This window comes from Alteromonas hispanica, assembly GCF_010500915.1.
GTDB classification, from domain to species: domain Bacteria; phylum Pseudomonadota; class Gammaproteobacteria; order Enterobacterales; family Alteromonadaceae; genus Alteromonas; species Alteromonas hispanica.
On the sequence record NZ_JAAAWP010000006.1, the window covers coordinates 1 to 22,176 of the forward strand.

17 protein-coding genes are annotated in these 22,176 nt (G+C 42.1%); 6 read left to right on the top strand and 11 right to left on the bottom strand.

Features of this window, described 5'->3' with window-relative positions; all coding sequences use genetic code 11:
- The first annotated feature begins 618 nt into the window (after nucleotides 1-618).
- Nucleotides 619-1,767, top strand: coding sequence for an iron-containing alcohol dehydrogenase (locus GTW09_RS10545; RefSeq protein ID WP_163111855.1), 1,149 nt, complete (start codon nucleotides 619-621; stop codon nucleotides 1,765-1,767).
- Between the two features lie 179 nt (nucleotides 1,768-1,946).
- Nucleotides 1,947-2,270 carry a DUF3392 domain-containing protein gene (locus GTW09_RS10550; protein ID WP_071978350.1) on the top strand — a complete coding sequence of 108 codons (324 nt, stop codon included), beginning with the start codon at nucleotides 1,947-1,949 and terminating at the stop codon, nucleotides 2,268-2,270.
- Here the strand turns inward: GTW09_RS10550 and GTW09_RS10555 are convergent.
- Complete coding sequence (locus GTW09_RS10555; protein ID WP_163111856.1) at nucleotides 2,267-6,142, bottom strand: hybrid sensor histidine kinase/response regulator transcription factor; 3,876 nt, start codon at nucleotides 6,140-6,142, stop codon at nucleotides 2,267-2,269. The genes GTW09_RS10550 and GTW09_RS10555 overlap by 4 nt on opposite strands.
- 73 nt (nucleotides 6,143-6,215) lie before the next feature.
- Here GTW09_RS10555 and GTW09_RS17470 point away from each other — a divergent pair, with 73 nt between their 5' ends.
- A complete protein-coding gene (locus tag GTW09_RS17470) occupies nucleotides 6,216-6,380 on the top strand; it encodes a hypothetical protein (protein WP_203565722.1) in 165 nt (54 codons plus the stop codon).
- Here the strand turns inward: GTW09_RS17470 and GTW09_RS10560 are convergent.
- The gene (locus GTW09_RS10560; RefSeq protein ID WP_163111857.1) at nucleotides 6,377-6,880 is read right to left on the bottom strand and encodes an HAD family hydrolase; all 504 of its coding nucleotides are present in this window, start codon (nucleotides 6,878-6,880) and stop codon (nucleotides 6,377-6,379) included. The genes GTW09_RS17470 and GTW09_RS10560 overlap by 4 nt on opposite strands.
- Nucleotides 6,881-7,065: 185 nt before the next feature.
- Here GTW09_RS10560 and GTW09_RS10565 point away from each other — a divergent pair, with 185 nt between their 5' ends.
- From GTW09_RS10565 to GTW09_RS10575, 3 genes are all read left to right on the top strand, one after another.
- Nucleotides 7,066-7,950: a DMT family transporter gene (locus tag GTW09_RS10565; protein ID WP_163111858.1), complete on the top strand. Its 885-nt coding sequence runs from the start codon at nucleotides 7,066-7,068 to the stop codon at nucleotides 7,948-7,950.
- A gap of 206 nt (nucleotides 7,951-8,156) precedes the next feature.
- Nucleotides 8,157-9,860: a GGDEF domain-containing protein gene (locus tag GTW09_RS10570; RefSeq protein WP_338024946.1), complete on the top strand. Its 1,704-nt coding sequence runs from the start codon at nucleotides 8,157-8,159 to the stop codon at nucleotides 9,858-9,860.
- Nucleotides 9,861-10,009: 149 nt separating this feature from the next.
- Nucleotides 10,010-10,684 (top strand): haloacid dehalogenase type II, encoded by a 675-nt coding sequence (locus tag GTW09_RS10575; protein ID WP_163111860.1) that lies wholly within the window; start codon nucleotides 10,010-10,012, stop codon nucleotides 10,682-10,684.
- Nucleotides 10,685-10,739: 55 nt separating this feature from the next.
- Here the strand turns inward: GTW09_RS10575 and GTW09_RS10580 are convergent, their stop codons facing one another.
- From GTW09_RS10580 to GTW09_RS10620, 9 genes are all read right to left on the bottom strand, one after another.
- Nucleotides 10,740-11,000 carry a hypothetical protein gene (locus GTW09_RS10580; RefSeq protein ID WP_163111861.1) on the bottom strand — a complete coding sequence of 87 codons (261 nt, stop codon included), beginning with the start codon at nucleotides 10,998-11,000 and terminating at the stop codon, nucleotides 10,740-10,742.
- 425 nt (nucleotides 11,001-11,425) lie between these two features.
- Complete coding sequence (locus tag GTW09_RS10585; RefSeq protein ID WP_163111862.1) at nucleotides 11,426-12,478, bottom strand: protein-glutamate methylesterase/protein-glutamine glutaminase; 1,053 nt, start codon at nucleotides 12,476-12,478, stop codon at nucleotides 11,426-11,428.
- 11 nt (nucleotides 12,479-12,489) lie between these two features.
- Nucleotides 12,490-13,101, bottom strand: coding sequence for a chemoreceptor glutamine deamidase CheD (cheD, locus tag GTW09_RS10590; RefSeq protein ID WP_163111863.1), 612 nt, complete (start codon nucleotides 13,099-13,101; stop codon nucleotides 12,490-12,492).
- A gap of 8 nt (nucleotides 13,102-13,109) precedes the next feature.
- Nucleotides 13,110-13,943 (bottom strand): CheR family methyltransferase, encoded by an 834-nt coding sequence (locus tag GTW09_RS10595; protein ID WP_163111864.1) that lies wholly within the window; start codon nucleotides 13,941-13,943, stop codon nucleotides 13,110-13,112.
- The gene (locus GTW09_RS17690) at nucleotides 13,944-16,874 is read right to left on the bottom strand and encodes a methyl-accepting chemotaxis protein (RefSeq protein WP_163111865.1); all 2,931 of its coding nucleotides are present in this window, start codon (nucleotides 16,872-16,874) and stop codon (nucleotides 13,944-13,946) included.
- Nucleotides 16,875-16,953: 79 nt separating this feature from the next.
- On the bottom strand, nucleotides 16,954-19,260 hold the full coding sequence (locus tag GTW09_RS10605) for a methyl-accepting chemotaxis protein (protein ID WP_163111866.1): 2,307 nt from the start codon (nucleotides 19,258-19,260) through the stop codon (nucleotides 16,954-16,956).
- 1 nt (nucleotide 19,261) lies between these two features.
- Nucleotides 19,262-19,768, bottom strand: coding sequence for a chemotaxis protein CheW (locus tag GTW09_RS10610; RefSeq protein WP_163111867.1), 507 nt, complete (start codon nucleotides 19,766-19,768; stop codon nucleotides 19,262-19,264).
- Nucleotides 19,765-21,714: a chemotaxis protein CheA gene (locus GTW09_RS10615; RefSeq protein ID WP_163111868.1), complete on the bottom strand. Its 1,950-nt coding sequence runs from the start codon at nucleotides 21,712-21,714 to the stop codon at nucleotides 19,765-19,767. Before GTW09_RS10615 ends, GTW09_RS10610 begins: the two co-directional genes overlap by 4 nt.
- Nucleotides 21,715-21,754: 40 nt before the next feature.
- Nucleotides 21,755-22,120 carry a response regulator gene (locus GTW09_RS10620; protein ID WP_163111869.1) on the bottom strand — a complete coding sequence of 122 codons (366 nt, stop codon included), beginning with the start codon at nucleotides 22,118-22,120 and terminating at the stop codon, nucleotides 21,755-21,757.
- Between the last annotated feature and the right edge of the window lie 56 nt (nucleotides 22,121-22,176).

A 22,176-nucleotide genomic window follows, 5' to 3' on the forward strand; every position in this document is an offset into this window, starting at 1 on the left:
CAGCGTTCAATCTGAGCCATGATCAAACTCTTCAATTAAATATATCGAATTATGAATCGTCGTATAGACACTCTTAACGAGTGCCCACACAGATTGTCTTGTCTAAATTGTTAAAGAACATAGCGACTTCGTCGCTATCTCACCGTAAGCCGTTGCTTTTTGGTGACTCACCCTGTTCGAGTGAGGTGCGCATTATACGCTGGAAGTTTTTGCTGTCAACACTTTTTGAAAATTTATTTTCTTAAAGCTAACTTCGAAACTCCCGTCTTTACTGCCTTACAAAGGTAGTAGAGGCTAACTTCAAAGTGTCTGCCGTTTGGCTTTTCCCCCGAAGCGGATGCGCATTTTAGGGATCTGAGCGCTCACGTCAACAAGTATTTTAAAAAAAGTGTCATTTATTGCTTTTTTGATTACTGATCGAACGATCTGGCGTTTAAAAATACAAACACGCGTATGCAACGCATTCTATTTCCCTCTTTGGCGCAATACAGAGAGGTATTGTCCCGCATTTTGCAATTCATATAGGTTGTCGAAACCAATAAACGCAACTAATTTGTATATACGCCTATCTTCTATAAATTACATAGAGAACTATTTCTAAAGGGTGCACGACAAGCTATGAAGATTTCTGAATTCAAAACAGCCGGAAAGCTTATTACAGGCCCAGGCGCAATAAACGCTCTTGCCGACGAAGTGAATCGTCTTAAAATGACTTCCCTTGCGATAATTACAGATAAGGGTGTATCGCAGGCCGGCCTTTTTGAACAGTTGCTCGCTAAGTTGCCCATTGAACCTTCTATTGTAATTGACGATATCCCCCCTGAGCCTGAAGTAAATGTAATTGAAGAAAAAGTACGGCTACTTAAAAAATCAAAAGTTAATGGAGTTGTAGCATTAGGAGGTGGAAGTGCTATTGACGCGGCAAAAGTGCTTGCCGCTACTTATGACTATAGCGGGAGTATTAGTGACTTGTTTGGAGAGAACCTTATTAAAGAAAGAAATATTCCTCTTATTGTGCTTCCAACTACCGCAGGTACAGGGTCTGAAGTTACCAATATTGCCATTCTGTCTGACCCAATCGAACAGGTGAAAAAGGGCATAGTTAGCCATTGTTTGTTACCCGATGTTGCAATAGTTGCACCTGAAATGACACTTTCGTGCCCCAAAGCAATTACAGCCGCCAGCGGTGTAGATGCATTTGTTCATGCACTAGAAGCATTTATATCAGTTAACGCCAGCCCAATTACTGATGCATTAGCAGAAAAAGCGATGACCTTGATATTCAATGCATTGCCACACGCCTATAGAAATGGAGAAAACCTTGTCGCTAGAGAACAAATGGCAACTGGCAGTCTTATGGCTGGGCTCGCATTCGGCAATGCGGGGGTTGGCGCTGTGCACGCGTTGGCTTATCCCCTAGGAGGCCGCTTTCATTTGTCGCATGGTATGAGTAATGCTGTAATGCTGCCTCATGTACTACGAGCAAATGCGCCATTTTGTAGCGATAAGCTTTTTTCGGTAGCCCTATTACTGAAAGTTTGTCCGCCTGATACTAGAAAAGAAAAGGCGATAGCTACGCTATTAGACGCCGTTGATAAATTATGTATCGATGTAGGCATTCCCCGAACACTCAGAGAGTTCGATATACCAGAGCAAGTTATTCCACAGTTAGCTGAGGATGCGAGTAAGGTTACTCGGCTTTTACGAAACAACCCTAAACAACTAACTGTTGAAGATATTGAAAACATTTATCGTAACGCATACTGACCACTCTTGTTAAAAGCGAACTAGCGCGATTGAAATTCGCGCCTACTTTTTTACTCATCGTTAAATTAGTATCATAGCGTTCTAGTTGTCAGCAGTAACAAAAAGCGCATAAGCTCTGCAGCGTTATTCTATAAATTGCCGCGGAGCGTCTAACCCCTTCCTTTACAGTAGTAGTTTTTATGAATGAATTATTAAATTCCCTATCTCGCGCATTAAGCCCTTACTACACGGAAATGAGCATTATGCTTATGGCGACAATATTAGTGGTTTACGGGGATATAATAAATGGCCATGTGAAACGACTTTTGGCGCCCTACCACTTTATTGTCCGTATCAGCCTATTTATTGTGCTATGTGCATTTGGTTACGGCGCGCTTACTTTATACGGCGCTCCTTTTTTAAAACACGTGCTCGCTTTTGTTCCTTGGCAGTATCGAGGTACTGCTTATATTGCATCTTTCATACTTATTGGTTTTCTAGCGGAAAGACGAAGGTATATTTAAGCTTTTTCTTGGGGCGTAATACTAGATCTTTGCTCAACATACATTTTTGGGGGTACCCCCATTATTTTTTTAAATGTCGTGGAAAAATACGCTGATGTAGCGAAGCCAACGTCAAGACACGCATTTAGAATACTGCTACCACCTAAAAGAATAGGGATAGATTTTTCGATTCGGTAACGAGAAAGAAATTCACTGAAATTATAATCAAATAATTCAGCCATTCTGCGATTAAGACTTCTCGGGCTGATAAGAAGCGCCTGCGCTGCTTGGTCTCGATTAAACTCTTCGTCTTTGTAGTTATTTTCAAGTACAGCTATAAAAGAGAGGTAGAAGGCCATGTCTTTTTCTGTTTTAAATTCTGGAATATTTAAGCAGCCATATTTAAATATATTGGCTTCGCTTTGATCTTCTGTCTGTAAACATGCGCCTCTTAACGAAAGAAGGTGCTCTACTCGTAATTCTATTTCTCTGTTTGAGCTTGGTTTAATTAAAAAGTAATCAACCTTCATTTCAAGAGCACGTTTTTCTACACTGGCATCAGAGCTTGCTGTTAGCATAAGTATTAGCGTGGTGCATAGAGACGCGTGCTCTCTTATCTTCTTAGTTAAAGACAGGCCGTCAGATTTACCCATCATCTGATCGCAAATTACCAAAGAAACAACGTGTGTTTTCATCACTTCGAATGCCTGCTTACCGTCTTTAGCCACTAAGCATCGGTATTTCGGTGATAGTAGATTAAACAAGTAAGTTCGAAACTCTCTGCTGTCATCTACAATTAACAGCGTTTGCTTTGTTCCCCGCCATGCAGATGAATCTTGAAAACTTGATTGAGCGTTTATGTATTCGGTATCGTCAATGGGAAATTCCACGGAAACTTTAGTGCCACCACCTTGTTTGCTATATAAAAGAATTTCGCCTTGGTTTAGCTCTACTAAGTTTTTTACGATGGATAAACCTAATCCTTCTCCGCTTTCAGTGTTGTTAAATCGAACAAAGCGGTCGAAAATTGAAGCCTGCTGCTCTTTTGTAACTCCAACTCCGTTATCACTCACCGTTACCTTGAAGGATTTGTTCTCTATTAAAAACGTTACTTTTATTACACCGAGTTTGTCTGTGTACTTTATCGCATTTTCAACTAGGTTGATGATAATTTTCTCTAAGCTATCGGTAACGAGCGAGACCGAACCGTCCCCTCTGGATCGTATATCTAAACTCTGCCGTTTTGCTTTTGCTAAAGGCTCAAGTGACATAACAATGTGACGCATGCTTTCAATGTCATAAGACTGGTAATAGTTAGAAACCTTGGATAGTTGAGGACTATCACTTTGCATTTGCTCTATTAATTGCTCAACCCGCCGCATGTTAGACTGCACACTTTTCAAAACGCTGTCGCTCTCTTTTTCGCTATCACTCACGTTTTCTAGCGTACCCTGAATGATTTGAATAGGCGTTCGTAGTTCGTGGGTTATCTCGCTAATATGCTCCTCTTTTGTTTTGAGCATTTTTTCAAATTTTGATTCGCCGTCTGTTATTTCGTAGCGAGTAAGTTGTTTATAGAGGGAGGTTGAGACCAAATAACCCTTTAAATTAGTAAAATAGCCAAACCGCCACAAAACGACACATAAAAGTAAACAAAACGCGTACACCGCTAGCGCTTGCGTTGATGCCCAGATAGGAGGTTGCACTGTCAATGTTAAACTTTTGATAGGTCCAACCGCATTAGGTGATTTGACTCTCACCTGAATTAAATGATCTCCGGCATCTAGGTCACTAAGTGAAATCACCATCTCCGCTTTGTCATGACCTGACCAATTTCCCGTATTTTTATCAATGCGATATTCTAGGGATTGTGTTCCATGATAGAGAAAGCTTTCAGATACAAAACTCAGACTTATGTCGTCCAGACTGTTTGGTAATTCCAGTGAAGTCTCTACCGGAAAATATTTTTCGTAACTGCCAGACTCATCATTCCAGCTTATTTTTGAAATAACAGCGCTTACCTCAGTAGAGTAATTTGAAGGCAAATTTTCAAGCAGCTTTTTTTCATCGATGATATATGAATATTTATCGCCCAAGATAAGTAGTTTTCCATTGACGTCAAATACCCCCCTATATTCAAAATCTACGTCAAAAATACCTTCAGTCTTTGCAATCCTCTTCAAAGCATTGCCGTTTCTCATTTGAACAAACAATCCCATGTTTGTAGTTATCCAAAGATTACCATCTTGTGTTATGACTGCTCCTCTAATGAAACGAAGATTGTTTTGATGAACATACGGAAAGCTTGAAAGTTCACCCGTTTTTTTACTGATACTTTTTAGCCCAGCGCCCGACGTACAAACTAGAAATACATCGCTTCGTTCCAAAAGACACTGAAGTCCCTGCCACTTAGCCTCAGTTGCGCTTATAGATCGCCAGCTAAACTTAGAGAGTTGAAAATGAACATTATCGAAAGCATCGTAACCAGCTAATTCACCACTAGAGAGAAGCGTGCTAAAAATTAGAAACCTCGGCGCTTTAAATCTATCAACAATTGCTCCGTCGTGAATTGCGTAATAATACGCCGATTCCCCATCATCAAAATAAATAAAAAATTCATCATTATTAAGTGTTACCACATGACGATACTGACTAGCGCAAAATTTGGGGGCTGATATGTTTGAAGCATATATAAACGCTTTCTCTTGTTTACGAATACACTTAACGGTTAAACCGGACGATTCATCAAGAAGCTGAATAACCCCTGTTGTTTCATCTAAAGAGAAAATACCAATATTAGTGGTTAAAAGTACGCCTTCCTCCTCGAGGGTTATGTCGTGAATATTATTACGGAGAACAGCTTCGTTAAGAGAGAGAAGGTTTACCGCTTTTTGAGATTTAGAAACCGCAATTAGACCTAATTGAGAAGAAGAAATCAGCAGGGACTCATCGGGACCATCAGCTATCTTTACTATTGTCGTTACTACCTCAGATGACAAAGTTGGATTCATAAATTTAGGGCGGACTAGCGAAGACTCTTTAAGTTGCCACAATGTTCCATCAGAAACCCATAAATTTCCGTCCGCACTTTTGAATATATACTCAATATTGGAAGGTTCTTCGCCTGGTGTAGAAATAAAGCGTGACTCTCGCCCATCAGGCTCAACAATGTAGAAACCGGAGTTGCCGCCTAGATAGATTTTTCCGTCTATTTCATTTACAAACGTAGCGTAGTCCAGCTTTGAAAAATCATGAGCGAGAGCTTTTACTTCAATTTGATTTTCTGATGGTGAAATAGCTAAATAGCTATTTCTTGTCGCGATGAGGAATTCATTCTTATCAGACGTAGTAATCGAATATACATCCTGAAGAGTTAAGTGGTTAATATCACTATTAATCGGGGGTAATTCATGAGTTATTTTATCTGCGACTACCACACCATCGATAACAGACAATGCAATATAGTCGTGAGTAACGGCAATTGCCCATACAGAAGTAGACCATTTGTGTTCTGAAAATACTTTTACTACATCTCGAGTCTCTAAATCGAGCCTAAATACACCAACCGCATACTCTGTTATCCAAAGGTATTTTCCATCTAACTGGATATCAGAAATAATTCCCGTTTCAATTCCTGGTTTGTTATAGTCCAGTTTATTAGAAGTCGCTCCTATAATTTCAAAAACGCCATTTTCTGCTGCAACATAGACTCGCTGCTGGTCCGACTCTACATCTCTTATGACCCCCGCAGGAATACCTGCAAACTTGGTTCTTCCGGCTAAATCATCGGCGCTAGCTTTGCTCACAAATTGAGATAACTGAATAATCAATATCAAAATTAGGACAAAGCCCTGCAAAAATACATATCTGAATGATAATGTCCCTATTAGCATTTCCACATATTCCTTTTTGATTTTTACTCGATTTCGCTCAACAGAGCTTTCTAAAATCTATCGAGGAACACCAATGAATAGCGAACAAATTTTAAACAATCAAGAACTTCAACCCGAAGATTATACTAAAGTATATGGAGGGAGCAGTGATTTACAGTTTGAAGAAACTGACAGATACTTTATATCGCCAGTAGAGCCGTTAAAACCTAAAAAGCCTGATCAAAATTTAGAGGTCTAAACCAACAACCACTGCATTCCTGCATTCTCCGCAGCTTGCTGGTCATAAATAAAATCGCCAACGTAAAGGCAGTCCTCAGGTTGCAATTGCCATGTGCTTGCAACCATTAGTAACGCGGTGGGGTCTGGCTTTGCTGGCGCATCTTCTCTTGTTAATACATAGTCGATGGGAATATCGTTATTGGCCAGCTTTATTGCAGTGGCTTCGCGACAGTTTCGAGTAACAATTGCCATTGGTAATTTGTGCTGCTGAGCTTTTTCAACCATTGCTCGGCCAATGTTAAGCCACTTTGCATTTTGTGCATCTTCTATTTCATGTTGCAAAATAATATTGTGCGCGTCTGACTTCGCTTTTTCGCACTCAATGGCATCAACAAACATCAAAATGTCTTCATTTTGAGGACAGCCAATTGTTTCACGCATACTCGAAAAATCTAAACTCGATTCCACCAATGTGCCGTCTAGGTCGAATATTACGCCCTTTATGCCTTCTAAATTCATACTATTTTTCTCTTTTTATAATTTGATACTGCGCCAAATAATGCCATTGGTATACATACTCTTATAGTTACGTTTAGATTAAAAACAGACTTCTTATGTGTGAAATCGTACTTACGTAATGGCTTACTTTGAAGTAGCATTGCCGCTCTTTTTCGCGCAACAATATTTAACTAAAAGGAAAATAAATGGGAGTATTTGCAGCTTTAGGCACTGCGCTTTGCTGGGCTATAGCAGCTCGTTTGTTCAGTGGTACTGGCAATGCTTTTTCGCCACTTACCATGAATTTTTGGAAAGGCCTTATATCTATAGCGCTGCTCGCCATTGTTTTAGCTTTTGTTCAGCCCTCATTATTTTCTACTTCCGCCATTTTATGGCTGTTGGTAAGTGGCTTTATAGGTATAGGAATAGGCGATACCTGCTTTTTTAAGGCCCTGCAAAGTATTGGCGACAGCCAGGCAGTGCTTGTGGCTGAAACCCTTGCGCCGCTTTTTACAGCGCTTTTTGCCATGGCTTTTATTGGCGAGTGGATAACATGGCAACAATGGATAGGCGTTGCTGTTGTGCTGTTCTCTGTGGACATGGTGATTAAAGCACGTAAGCGCAATACTACGCATGTATTTGCCACCAGCGGATACCTCTTTGGCGTAGGTGCAGCTCTTTGTCAGGCTATTGGGGCTGTAGTTAGCAGAGATATCTTGGGGAGCGGTGATGTCGATGCGGCAAGTGCAGCATTTTTACGGCTTGTTGGCGGAATGGTGTTCGTAGTTCCTTTTATCGCTGTTACAAAAACAAAGTGGATGCCCGTTATCAATGAAGGCCAGCGAGTGTGGCCTGCCTTTGTATTAGCCACACTATTGGGAACAACCGCAGCTATTTACCTGCAAATGTTTGCTTTTGCCTATGCAAAGGCCGCTGTGGTGCAAACACTTATTGCCACCAGCGCACTGATGTCACTAGGCGTTGCATTCATACTGGGCGAAAAAGCGACGAGAGCAACCATGATATGGTCTGTATTTGCATTGTTAGGCGTCGGTATTTTAGTGAGCTTTGGCGAAGCCTCACTGCACTAACCAGTCTGTTTTGGTTTGCATTTGCTTTACCCTGGGATAAAAACAACCTTATGCTGAACTGAGGTAGTAGTTCTCATCATTAATGGCTATGATAATTAAAAAATTAGAAAAGTATTAATATGCGTATGCGCGCGACATATTGTGTAACCTCATTCATTTTTATAGCGTTGCTTTTTAGCAAGTTTTCTTTTGCTGAAGATGGCGACGTGCGAGCAGTAATAGAAAAAGTTAGATCTGTTTCATACGACTGCCCAGACGCAAGCCTACTTCCAGAGCTAGACGCTACATTAGCTAAAGAAACGCTAACGGCTCAACAACGCTTCGCCCTCTCCTCTGCAAGAACACAATTTCTTATTTGTGCAGGAAACTATGATGAAGCTCAAAATACGCTGTTTGAAAGTATTGAACAGCCTAACATTGACAAAGAGTCTTACGCGTTTGCTTCAGCTATTTATCAAATAGGTTTCATTTATGACTCAAAAGAGCATCCTGCCCGCTGTCAGTTTTACGAACAAGCCAAGAGCTTATCCTCTCCTGTAAAGCACAGCGACATCTTCACCAGCGCCTCATTAGCCATCATCACATATTGCTCAGATGAAGATTCTGTTTCAGAGCGTCTCGGTAAAATGTTCAACGTCTTAGACCGTTATTCAGATAACGGAAGCCCCGGTGAACTTGCGCACATTCACAATAGTATCGGCCTTGTTTATGGCAGTTTAGGGCAACACGCACTGGCAGCTGAGCAGTATGTAAAGGCACATGAACTTGGCTTACAGGTGTATCAAGGCAGTAACAAAGTCTCTATTTTAATTAGTGCTATTGTATCTTTGGTCTCGAGCGGCCAAACAGAAGAAGCCTATCAACGTATACTTGAGCTAGGGCAGCTGAATCAAGAAATTGGAAACTCTTATACCAACTTTTTATATCAATACTCACTGCAAATTTATTACCGAAAGCAGCAAGACTATAACAAACTAGCGTATCATCTACCTGAGTTTAAAGAGGCTCTGTCTGCCGTTTCAAATTCTTTCTATCAATCGCTATATAACTGGCACTCTACAGAAATATGTTTGTTTAAAAACGACCTTTTTTGTGTTGAAGAGTACCTAAGCAACATGAAAGCAAATGACTCTCTTATTCCTGAGAAATTTAGGATGAATTTGGATTATCTTAGTTTCAACTTATCAATGTTCATCGCACTAAACGACCTAGAGGGTGCAAAATCCGCACTTGAGGCTTACACAACAAGAGTTAATGAAAAGATTAAATCCAGCCAAAGCTCAGCAAAGATCCTTGGGGCAGCCAACCTTTACAATAAAATTTACGACCTCGAGTTTGAGATAGAGCGAGCTGAAAGACTGCGCCAAAATACACTGTTCATTGCTATTTTAGCATTTATCATATTTGTAGCTGGCCTCGCCATTTTCTTACGCAAAAAACATCTTGCCCGAAAAGCAATAGATCCAACAACCGAGCTATTGAATGCGCAAACGTCTATTAACCGCATTAATAAACTTGATGCGCCCGATAATGATCGAGCCATCGCTATCGCAGTTTTTGATTTAAGTAACTTCAGAGAATTAAATCGAAAGATTGGATCAACAAAAAGTGACTACGTGCTTCGAGAAATTGCAAAAACACTTCAGCACGTGGTGAGAGGCAGCGATATCCTTGGCCGGTTTGGCCCAGAACAGTTCATTTTGTGTCTGCATAATATTGAAGAGCGCAGTGCCCGAACATTTTTAGAAAGAGTGCAAACAGCCCTTGATAATACCTTTGAAAAAGATTTGTCTGTCGGTGATATCAAGGTTGAATCAAACATGAGCATTTTTATCACATCAGAAAAGCTCACCAACTTAAATGACATACTCGATGAAATGCTTATGTCTTTTAATATAAGCAAGGGATAGCCAGCGTACTGGAAACGGCAAGTGTTTAGCTCTTTTATCGATGATCTTAACGCCTGTGGCGATGGTATTAATCTCTGTAGCGATGGTATGAACATCTGCAGCGAGAAAAAAGCCTGTCATAGCAGCACAAATGAAAGGTTACTACAATAATGATAAAAGCGTTGATATTTGATGTGAACGAAACTTTACTTGATATTGGAGCAATGAGGGCAGGACTCGCTTCTGTGTTAGACGGCAATGAAACGTTAGTTGATTTGTGGTTCGCAAATTTACTTCACCATAGTCTAGTAGATATCGCTTCGTCACAATTTCACGACTTTATCGATATTGGCGCTGCCGCTCTTGTTATGGTGGCTTACAGTAAGGGCATTAGTTTAACGCAAGACAAAGCAAAGGAGACAATAAAAAAACACATTACCTCTTTGCCTGCTCATGATGACGTTACGGATACTCTTAAAGCCCTCAAACATCAAAATATCACCCTGGTAGCACTTTCAAACTCTTCATCTAGTGGACTCGACGCCCAGCTTTCTTACGCAGACATAAAAAAATATTTTGATTTAACGCTAAGCGTGGAGAATATTCGCACTTATAAACCCTTTCCAAGTGTTTATCACTGGGCGTGCCGACAAGCCAACGTTACACCAAGAGAAGCAATGATGGTTGCTGCTCACGGGTGGGATGTGAGCGGCGCAAAAGCCGCAGGCATGCAAACTATGTTTGTTGAAAGGCCGGGTAAAATGATGTATCCGCTAGGCTTGCCTGCAGATTACTCAGTTAAAGCTTTAGGCGATTTAATTGAAACTGTTTTTCCTCCGCTGTAAACAAAAAAACCTTGCCATAAGCAAGGTTTCTTTTCTTCATTGTCTGAACAAAATTTTAAAGCTTTGCCAATTCTGGACGTTTCTCTTCAAACCCTTTTACGCTGCACGAAGAGCGCTTTGTATTTAAAGCGCTTAACTGGCGCTTAAGCCAAGATTTTTGGATACTCGACGTTGTGGTTTCCATCTCTCCGCTCACTCTAACTATTTCTTTGCCAACATTAACACATTCTTTTTTTGTTGGCTGAAAACCACCGTTGGCTAATGCTGAAGATGAAAAAACAATGGCTGAAAGTGCGATAATTGTATGCTGCTTCATAAGAGTCCCCGATTGCTCGTATTTTTCTAGTATGTTTTCAAGCCTTTCTGGCCCGTGCTTTGCGCTAAATCTGGAAAAAACTATAGCAGGTCATTTATTATTTTTAGGTGTTGAAAATTATACGCAGTAATAAAACTGCTTATTTTTAACACGCCCTTATACTGACCCCATAGTATGGGTAAGACTAAACAACTCTTATCAACACGCCATACTTCTATCGTATAGATTTACGCTTTTTGCAAGTTTTGATAATTACCCCATCCCTAGAGGTGGCCACGAAACAGCAGTTTATGGCAACGTAATAAATTATCGCCGGTATTTAAACACCTAAAAAAGTAAGCCTCAACCTTTAACACCGAATTGGCTTTAACTTCACTTTTACCTTGCTTAAACACGCTCTTAGGTATTTGCAGAAATGCTAGTAACTAAAGTCGGCTGCTTGCTGCCATTTTATCGACCGTTTCTAGTATTTCTTTGCCCATCTCAGACAAAGCAACAACTTTTTTTGTTGCGCCCTTTTCTATCGCTACTTTAGGCATACCAAACACAATGCAGCTTGCCTCATCCTGGCAGAACGTCTCACTACCTGCATTGCGCATTTCAAGGAGCCCAGCAGCTCCGTCACTTCCCATCCCAGTAAGCAAAACACCAATGGCGTTGCTTCCAGCGCTTTTACATAGAGAGTTGAATAGCACATCTACCGATGGCTTGTGCCCAGAAACGCGGGGACCATCGCTTAATCTAATACGGTAATCTGCGCCGCTTCTCTCTACTTCCATGTGTTTATCGCCAGGCGCGAGGTAAGCTTGCCCCGGTAAAAGACGTTCGCCACCTTTTGCCTCTTTAACGGTAACTTGACACACAGCGTTGAGTCGCTTCGCATAAGTAGCTGTAAATCCTGCAGGCATGTGCTGCGTAATAATTGTGGCAGGTGCATTGGCGGGAAACGTAGACAGCACCTCCTTTATAGCTTCAGTGCCTCCAGTAGATGCCCCTATAGCAATAAGCTTTTCCGTTCCTTGGTAACTAATAGTTTTAACAGCAGAATTCTTATTTGGCGCTTGAGCCGGCTTTTTCACTCTCGCCCGGGCGGCGGTTCTAATTTTGTCCACTATAAGTTCGTGATACGCCGCCATTCCCTCTGCTACACCTATTTTAGGTTTTGCAACAAAGTCGGTAGCTCCAAGCTCTAATGATCGAAAAGTCGCATCGGCACCTTTTTCTGTCAGTGTAGATATCATCACCACCGGTGTAGGTTTTGCGTTCATTAACACTTCAAGAAAACGAAGTCCGTCAACTTTAGGCATCTCTATATCTAGAGTAATGACATCGGGCTGCTTCTCTAGAACTAGCTTCTTTGCAACAAATGCGTCAGGTGCCGTGCCAACTAGCTCCATATCAGATTCACTTTTAATTATTTCCCCCAGTATTTGCCTTATTAAAGCCGAGTCATCTACCACCAATACTTTTATTGTCATAACTAAAGATCCTAAAATAAGTCTATGCTACCTACCACGGGGTTTTCCGAGAGTTTCCAGCGATGCTGACTTTCTCGCTCTATAATAGTGCTGTTGTTTAGCTCATGAATTCGTTTCATAAATACACTTCCCGTTGCGGGAAAAAAGTATATCTTTCTGGCGTATTCTTCGCACAAGTCACTGGCGACGATGGGAATACGTTCTGTGTTTAAAAAATTCACCACAAATTCGGCATTAAACCTGCCTACATCGTGTTGGATAAACGATGGAACAACTCTTCCTCCTCCAAATACTTTGGCTTGTAATCTGCGTTTTTCTGCTCCCGACTTCACTAACTCATTAACCAGCACTTCCATGGCATAAATGCCATATTTCGTTGCCATACATTCGCTTTTCTCAAGCTCGTTGGCGGTTTTATTAATTGATGGCAGCATAAAGTGATTCATCCCACCCACCCCATTTGATGGGTCGAAAACACATGCAGCAACGCATGACCCCAACACGGTAACTAGCAGCTTTTCTTGTTGCGTTACTGCATATTGTCCAGGTAATAACTTTATTGCCTGAACGCCAAAACGTTTATCGTAATATTCAATAGGAGAGTCGAAGTCGCTGATGTGCACGCCTCCTCCTACTTCACAGGACGATAAATAGTTTTTCCCACGGGTCTGACAAGATTGGTGCACATGTTAAAGTTTTCCGAATGACCAGCCATATATAAGCCTTCAGGCTTGAGTAGATTTACCATTTTTTCAAGCACTTTCAGCTGTGTTGGTTTATCAAAATAGATCATCACATTTCGGCAAAATATGACATCTACAGGTGAAGTAATGCTCCATTTCGGCTCTGTTAAGTTCAGTTTTTTGAACTGAACCATCTGGCGTAATTCATCGACCACACGAACCTTTCCTTCATTAGAACCTTTGCCGCGATGGAAAAACTGTTTTTGTCTGGCTTCCGACACTTTTGATATAGAAGCAAGCGGATAAATACCGTTTCGTGCTTTGGAAAGCACTTTACTGTCAATATCTGAGGCTATTATTTTCACGGGGGTCTTAAAGCTTCCAAAGGTTTCTGCAACCACCATTGCAATGGAATAAGGCTCTTCTCCCGTTGAACTTGCTGCGCACCAAATCGTTGAAACCTGAGGGTGCTCACGAAGGTAATCAGCAAGCGCGGTAAAATGGTGCGGCTCTCTGAAAAAAGAGGTCAGGTTTGTAGTTAGCGCGTTAATGAATTCTTCTAGTTCTGCCTCTGACTTATCAACTAAGGCTAAATATTCATTAAAGCTTTTAAGGCTTCTAGCTCGTATCCGTCTTGCCAAACGACTGTAAACCATAGCCTCTTTCGCATCGGAAAGTTTTATACCTGCTTTTTTTAAAAGCATGGTTTGTACTTTATTGAAGTCCGCCTTTTCAAAGGCGAACTCCCTAGTCGATGCTTTATTTGCTGACAACACTTCCATTTAAAACGACTCCCACTCAGCGTCCTTTGGTAATGCAGGTGACAATTCAGCTACACGTCTGCTGCTACCCGACGCTACGCGGGGCTGGTAAGCGTTCGTTGAACTACGCTGCAATGAATGGACAGAAGGACGAGACAGCGCTGCGGACTGATTATCGAAGTTTGAACCATTACCCACTTCGAATACGGCAACGCGTTCACTTAGCTGAAGCGATTGATGTTTCAAGCTGTCTGCCGCGGCCGCAGCTTCTTCTACAAGTGCTGCATTTTGTTGCGTCATCTCATCCATTTGAACTACGGCTTTGCCCACTTCTTCAATGCCCGCAGCCTGCTCAGACGATGCTGCTGCAATTTCCGACATGATGTCGTTAACTCGCTTAATTGCAGTGACCACCTCTGACATTGTATCGCCAGATCTCACAACTAACTCATTACCGCTTGCTATCTTGCTTACCGAGTCGGAAATCAGCTCTTTAATATCTTTCGCAGCCTCAGCAGAGCGTTGCGCAAGGCTTCTTACCTCAGAAGCAACTACCGCAAAACCTCTACCCTGTTCGCCGGCTCTTGCCGCTTCAACAGCAGCATTAAGGGCAAGTATATTGGTTTGAAAAGCAATACCGTCTATTACACCAATAATGTCTGAAATCTCTTGTGCAGAATCATTAATAAGCGTCATTGTTTTCACCACATCAGCGATAACTTCTCCGCCTTGAGTTGCTATTTGACTCGCCTGTGAAGCAAGGCCGTTAGCTTGTTCAGCATTTTCTGCATTCAGTTTAACGGTGCCCGTCAACTCTTCCATGCTCGATGCAGTCTCTTCTAAGCTTGATGCCTGCTGCTCTGTTCGAGAGGAAAGGTCTGCATTGCCTGTGGCTATTTCGCCAGAAGCAACATTAATAGTCTCTACCGCCTCATTTATATTAGTAATTGTGCTGCGCATTTCGTCTATAAATTGATTTATAGACTCACCTAACGATGCAAACTCTCCGTGAAGCGCATGGTCGATATGCGCAGTGAGGTCTCCTTGCGTCAGCCTCGTCATCACCTCTTTAATTTCTTCAACGGCCTCTGTTCTGCCAGTAACGTCGGTAGCGAACTTCACCACTCTGAAAGGCTTTCCATTATGGTCCAAAATAGGGTTGTAGCTTGCCTGTATAAATATTTCGCTGCCGCCTTTACCTATTCGCTTATATTCACCAGTTTCAAAATTTCCCTCTCTCAACGATTCCCAAAACGCTGCGTATTCATGGCTTGCACGATAGCTAGACTCTACAAACATACTGTGATGTTTACCTTTGATCTCACTTAACGTATAGCCAACCGTTTTTAAGAAATTCTCATTGGCAGTTTGAATAATGCCATCCATATTAAATTCGATAACAGCTTGAGATTTTCCAATAGCGTCGAGCTGCCCTTCGTAATAGGAATTTCTAACTTTCTGTTCGGTGATATTACTGGCGTATTTCACCACCTTTATTGGCTTTCCATTGATATCCAAAATTGGATTGTAAGTAGCCTGAATCCAAATATCTGAACCATCTTTAGCCACTCGGTGAAACTCACCAGAATAAAACTGGCCTTGCGCAAGCTTTTCCCAAAATGAACGATACTCGTCTGATTTACGTTCATCTTCGGTCACAAAAATACGGTGATGCTTGCCCTGTATCTCTTCTAAACTGTAACCGACAGTGGCCAAAAAGTTATCATTAGCGGTTAAAATATTGCCATGAACATCAAACTCAATCACTGCCTGCGATTTATCTATGGCGTTTATCTGGCCTAAATTGAACGCATTCAATATTTTTTGCTCGGTAACGTCAGATGCATATTTAACAACTTTTACAGGCTTTCCAGATTCGTCAAAAATTGGGTTGTAAGACGCTTGGATCCATAAGTCGCTGCCGTCTTTTTTGACGCGTTTGAACTCGCCAGATTTGTACTCGCCTTTTTTCAAATCACGCCAAAAAGCAGAATATTCAGGGCTCATCTTATAGTTCGGCTCCACAAACATGCTGTGGTGTTGCCCTTTTATTTCACTTAATAAATAGCCCGTTGCGTTGCAGAAGTTTTCATTGGCAAAGAGAATGTTACCTTCTAAGTCAAATTCAATAACCGCAAGAGATTTGCCAATAGCCTTAATTTGGCCTTCATAGTTGGCGTTCTTTCTCTTTTGCTCTGTTATGTCGGTAGCAAATTTAACAACTCGAACAATGTTGCCTAGTTTGTCGTAAATAGGGTTATAAGAAGCTTGGATCCAAATTTTGTCGCCGCTTTTTGCCACTCTGCAAAATTCACCGCTATTGCGCTCACCATTTTTCAGCTGTGCCCAAAAATGTTTATATTCTTCTGACACGCCATATTCAGTGGTAACAAACAGTCGATGGTGCTGACCGACTATTTCTTCTTTTTTATACCCTGTGACCTTCAGAAAGTTATTGTTGGCATCTTCAACAATGCCATCCGGAGTAAACGAGATTATTGCCTGGCTTCTGTCTAGCCCATCTAATAAACCTGTTTTGTATTGAAGTTCTTGGTCATCTATCCATTCCACCATGCAGCCTAGCTTGTCGCCTTCTGCGCTATTAATGGTGGATATATTCAATGTAAATAATAAGTCGCCTACCGGAAGCATTACGCTATCTTTGGTTCGACAGTTATCGTATCGAGCCGATAAATTAGGGTGGTTGACAAGGAATGAACGCAAGGTCATTCCAGCTAACGACTGAAAATTGATTGCTGGCAAATGCTTTTCAAGCTGGGAACTGTATTTTTCAGCAAGCTGGTAAAATGCTTTGTTGGCAAACGTTACTTCGCCATTTTTGTCTACTAGCATCAGGCACGCACTGCTCTCGCTTAATGCTTGCTCTTGAAAGCGCGTTAAACTTTGTGCAGCGATTAACTCGTCATTTTGGAAAATATTAAAAACGCCCATAATTCGACTCCATAAAACTTACGTAAACTTTTCAGTAAAAAAAAGCGACTACCTTTCGGTAAGTCGCTTTCAGCTTTATTTAGAATGATTCCCACTCATCACTGCTTGGTACTTTTGGCTGCAGCGCTCTGTGATTACTTATCGACGCTACTACTGCTTTTTTCTGTGGTTGGTGACTCATTCTTGGCGCAGGCGCAGTAACTTGATGTTCATGCCCTCTGTCGCCAATATTAAACGTAGCGACTCGCTCTGCAAGACCACCCGCCTGCTGCTGCAAGCTTTCGGCTGCCGCAGCTGCTTCCTCAACTAACGCTGCGTTTTGCTGTGTCATTTCATCCATTTGCACCACAGCTTTACTCACCTCTTCAATGCCTGAGGCCTGCTCTGAACTTGCTGCGGCTATTTCAGACATAATATCGTTCACACGCTTGATAGACGTCACAACTTCTTCCATTGTGTCGCCAGATTGATTAACCAGTTTGTTGCCACCATCAATCTTATTAACAGAGTCTGATATCAACTCTTTGATTTCTTTTGCTGCTTCTGCAGAACGCTGTGCCAAACTTCTTACTTCAGAAGCAACTACTGCAAAACCGCGCCCTTGTTCGCCGGCTCTGGCGGCTTCCACTGCTGCGTTGAGTGCCAGAATATTGGTTTGAAATGCAATACCATCAATAACACCAATGATGTCTGAAATTTCTTGGGCCGACGCATTGATAGATGACATGGTTTCAACGACTTGCCTTATGAGATCGCCTCCCTTAGTGGCAATATCACAGCTCTGAGCGGCTAGACTGTTCGCCTGCTCGGCATTTTCAGCGTTGAGCTTTACGGTACCCGTAAGCTCTTCCATGCTTGACGCTGTTTCCTCAAGACTCGACGCCTGTTGCTCAGTTCTGCTTGAAAGATCTGAGTTACCCGTTGCAATTTCGGAAGAGGCCGTAGTAATTGTTTCAACAGCTTCATAGATAGAGCCGATGGTACCTGACATTTGATTAACAAAGTCGTTGATTGCATCGCCTAAAACTTGGAACTCACCCTCAAACTTCTCATCTACAACGGCAGTTAAATCGCCATCAGACAAACGGGCCATAACATCGTTAATAGAACCGATGATTCGGCGCATATCGCCAATAAAGCGATTAATTGAATCGCCTAACTCTTGAAACTCTTCATCGAATTCATGCTCAATTTTGCAATCTAAATTACCTTGTGCAAGCTCCCTCATAGCGTTTTTAATATCACTGATAGCCTGTTTGCGACCGGTAATATCAATAGCGAATTTAACGACTTTGTAAGGACGACCATTCTGATCCAAAATAGGATTGTAAGACGCTTGGATCCAAACGGACTTGCCGCCTTTTCCTAGCCGCTCAAACTCACCGTCAAACATAGAGCCATGTCGCAGACGCTCCCAAAACTGACCATATTCGGCCGAACGCCTGTAGTCTTCTTTTACAAACAAACTGTGATGCTTACCTTTTATCTCGTCTAGGCTATAGCCAACCGTGTTTAAGAAGTTTTCGTTCGCGTCAAGAATGTTGCCGTCTAAATCGAATTCGATGACAGCCTGAGCTTTGTTTATCGCCTTAATTTGACCCTCGAAATTGGAACTTTTGAGTTTAGATGCGGTAATGTCAGTGGCAAATTTAACGACGCGAATAACATTGCCTTCATCGTCAAATACTGGGTTGTACGACGCCTGTATCCAAACTTCACGGCCCATTTTATTAAACCGACAAAACTCACCGCTGTGCAATTTTCCGTGCTTTAAAGAACGCCAAAACTCTGTGTACTCTTCGGAGCGAATGTATTCACTGTCACAAAACATTTTGTGGTGATTACCCACTATTTCATTAAGCGAATAACCTAAAGTATTGAGAAAATTGTCATTCGCGTTTTGGATAATCCCATCCGGCGTAAACTCAATCACCGCTTGTGCCTTGTCCAACGCATTGAGCATAGTGCTCTTGATAAGAATTTCAGATTGGTCAACCCATTCCACCATTGTACCGATATTCTTATGTTCCTGATCGAACATGGGAGTAAGCGTTAACTTAAAGTTCAAGTCTCCAATTTTAATGGTCGAAACCATAGTTGACTTTAACTCTGCAAGTATATTTCGCTGGTGTGACGGGTTTTTATGGAACTGGTCAATGTTCTGACCTTCGAGGTTGTCTGCAGAAAAGCTGGGTAATAATTCTTGCAATTTTTTCTCGTTTGCCTTTAACAGGTCTTTCACCGATTGATTTGCAAAAATAATATTGCGCTCGGCATCTGCCATCATAATGCAACACGTTGTTGCATCTAGTGCTTGCTTATTTCTTAATGCTTGATTGGCATCCGTAGCCTTAGTGAAGTCCTCTAACCACGTCATAATACCCATTTCATTCATCCTCAGTTATTACTGATTTTGTCTCAACTAAACCCAATTCATTGCTAGTAATTAAGCTTTCAATATTCACTAAAATGATCATATTCTCGTCTACATCCGCTAGGCCATGTAGGTACTTACTATCAAACGACACACCGAACTCCGGTGGTGGAAGCATTTCCTCTTCCGACAGTCTTATTACATCGGAAACACCGTCTACCACTATGCCCACAATTCGGTCGTGTACATTTAGCATTATGACAATAGTGAATTGGTTATAGGTCGCCTCACCCACGTTAAACTTCAAACGCAAATCGACTATCGGCACAATATCGCCGCGTAAATTAATAACGCCCTTGATGAAAGCGGGTGCATTGGCAATTTTTGTTACCTGTTCATAACCGCGTATTTCTTTCACCGTTGTGATGTCTAACGCATAGTGTTCTTCACCAAGAATAAAGCTAAGGAACTCGTTGACGTTTGACGTACCCACGGCTTGCTGCAGTGCTGCTTCGCTCATAATAAGACCTCACTATTTGATACAGTGGCACAACTCATAGCCACAGAATCGGCATCTATAATCATGGCAACTTTACCGTCGCCCATAATGGTTGCGCCGGCGATACCCGCGACTTTTTTGTAATGTTGTTCGAGACTTTTAATGACTACCTGCTGCTGGCCAACTAATGAATCGACTAACACGCCGTAGCGCTTTTTACTGCTTTCCAGCAATACCACAATGCCTTTGGTTGGCTCGGTGACACCGCCATCGACCTGCATTAGCTGCGTAAGAGAGACTAAAGGCCAATAACGATCGCGGATCCAAAGCACTTGTTCGTTTCCAAGCATTTTGACTTGAGAGTCTGTAGGCTGAAATGACTCGATAACGTTTAACAGAGGAATGACAAAAATTTGTTCGCCTACCGATACACACATGCCATCAACAATGGCTAAGGTAAGCGGTAGATGGATGTAAAACGCAGATCCTTCTCCTTTAGAAGATTCAATCTCTATGCGACCACCAATAGACTCTATGTTCCGGCGTACCACGTCCATCCCTACACCGCGACCCGATACATCGGTAACTTGCTCAGCCGTTGAGAAACCCGCTTCAAAGATTAATTGCCATACTTCGCTGTCGGGCATATCTGGAGATACTGGCAGACCGTTTTGCATTGCTTTGTCTAAAATGCGCGCCCTGTCCAACCCTGCACCATCATCGATAATGCCAATAATGATGCTACTGCCTTTCTGCTCTGCGCTCAGTATGACGGTACCCTTCTCGGCTTTGCCGTTGGCCACACGTTTCTCGGGAGTTTCAATACCGTGATCAATACTGTTGCGAACCAAGTGCGTCAGCGGGTCTACAAGCTTTTCAATCAGGCTTTTGTCGATTTCAGTACCACCGCCTTGAATCACTAAATCTACCTGCTTGCCAAGCTTGCTTGATAGGTCTCGCACTACTCGAGGGAAACGATTAAACGTCATGTTGATTGGCAGCATGCGCATAGACATTACCGACTCTTGAATTTCACGCGTATTGCGTTGAAGCTCGTCGATAGCTAGCTGTAAACGCTCACCTAATTGTCCCTCTACTTCTTGCCCAACATTCGACAGCATAGACTGAGTGATCACCAGCTCTCCAACAAGGTTCACCATTGAATCAATTTTGGTGGTGTCTACTCTTATCGAAGCGGCCTCTTTGGCAGCAGCCTTTGGTTTGGTTTTAACGGGTTTAACGATAGGTTGAGTTGGCGCAGTTCTTTTTTCAGTATTTGCAGCAGGAGCAACTGGGAGGTTTTCTGGTTCATAAAACCCAAAGCCTTCGTCTACCTCTTCGCTCTTTGCCGCTGGCTCTACAGGCGTTGAGGGCTCATCATCAAAAAATCCAAAGCCCTCAATTTCCGCATCAATCTCAGCACCAATATCAACACCGGCTTCCGATACCGTATTTATGTTAGTATCGTCGTCGTCAAAAAAGCCAAAGCCTTCAATATCATCACTGATATCATCTTGCTCACTGCCAGCTACATTTGCCTGTGCGCTGTCGCTAGCACCAGAACTTGCTTTACCGGATGCATTAGCTAGCGCTTCTTCTAATACCACTATGCTGGCGTCAATTTCATCCTGCGGTAGGTCAGTACTTTCTTTATATGCGGTTAGGGTATCTCTTAGTACATCCAAGGTTTGTAGAAAAATATCTACAATGTCTGATGTAACCTCAATTTCCTGATTCCTAGCTTTATCGAGCAAATTTTCCATAACGTGAGTGAGGTTCATCAACGCATCAAAGTTGAATATGCCACTTCCGCCTTTAATGGAGTGTGCCGCTCTAAAAATACTATTCAGCTGCTCCTGATCAGGAGAGTCTACATCCAATGTCATTAACAGCTGTTCCATGTCTTGAAGATGCTCTTCGCTCTCTTCAAAAAAGACATCGTGAAACTGGGTTACATCTATGGTCATAAGAAACTCCTAGCCACCACATTGAATAATTAAAAGATACTTAGCCTAGAACCCGCTTCATCACATCAAGTAGCTTATTAGGGTCAAACGGTTTAACCATCCACCCTGTGGCACCCGCCGCTTTTCCTTTTGCTTTCATATCATCGCCAGCTTCGGTGGTAAGCATAACGATAGGTGTAGACCTAAAGTTAGCTAGGCCGCGTAACGACTTAACTAAAGACAGACCGTCCATTCGAGGCATATTTTGATCGGTAAGTACAAAGTCGAAACTAGCACCTTTGCATTTTTCTAAAGCGTCTTGTCCATCTTGCGCTGTAGTGACTTGATAATTTGCTGACTTGAGGGTCATCTCAACCATTTGACGGATTGAAACTGAATCGTCGACTATCAAAATACTCTTACTCATTATGTTTTACCTTTGCCATATCACTTGTTAATGAGGTGCTATTAGAGAAACGCTGG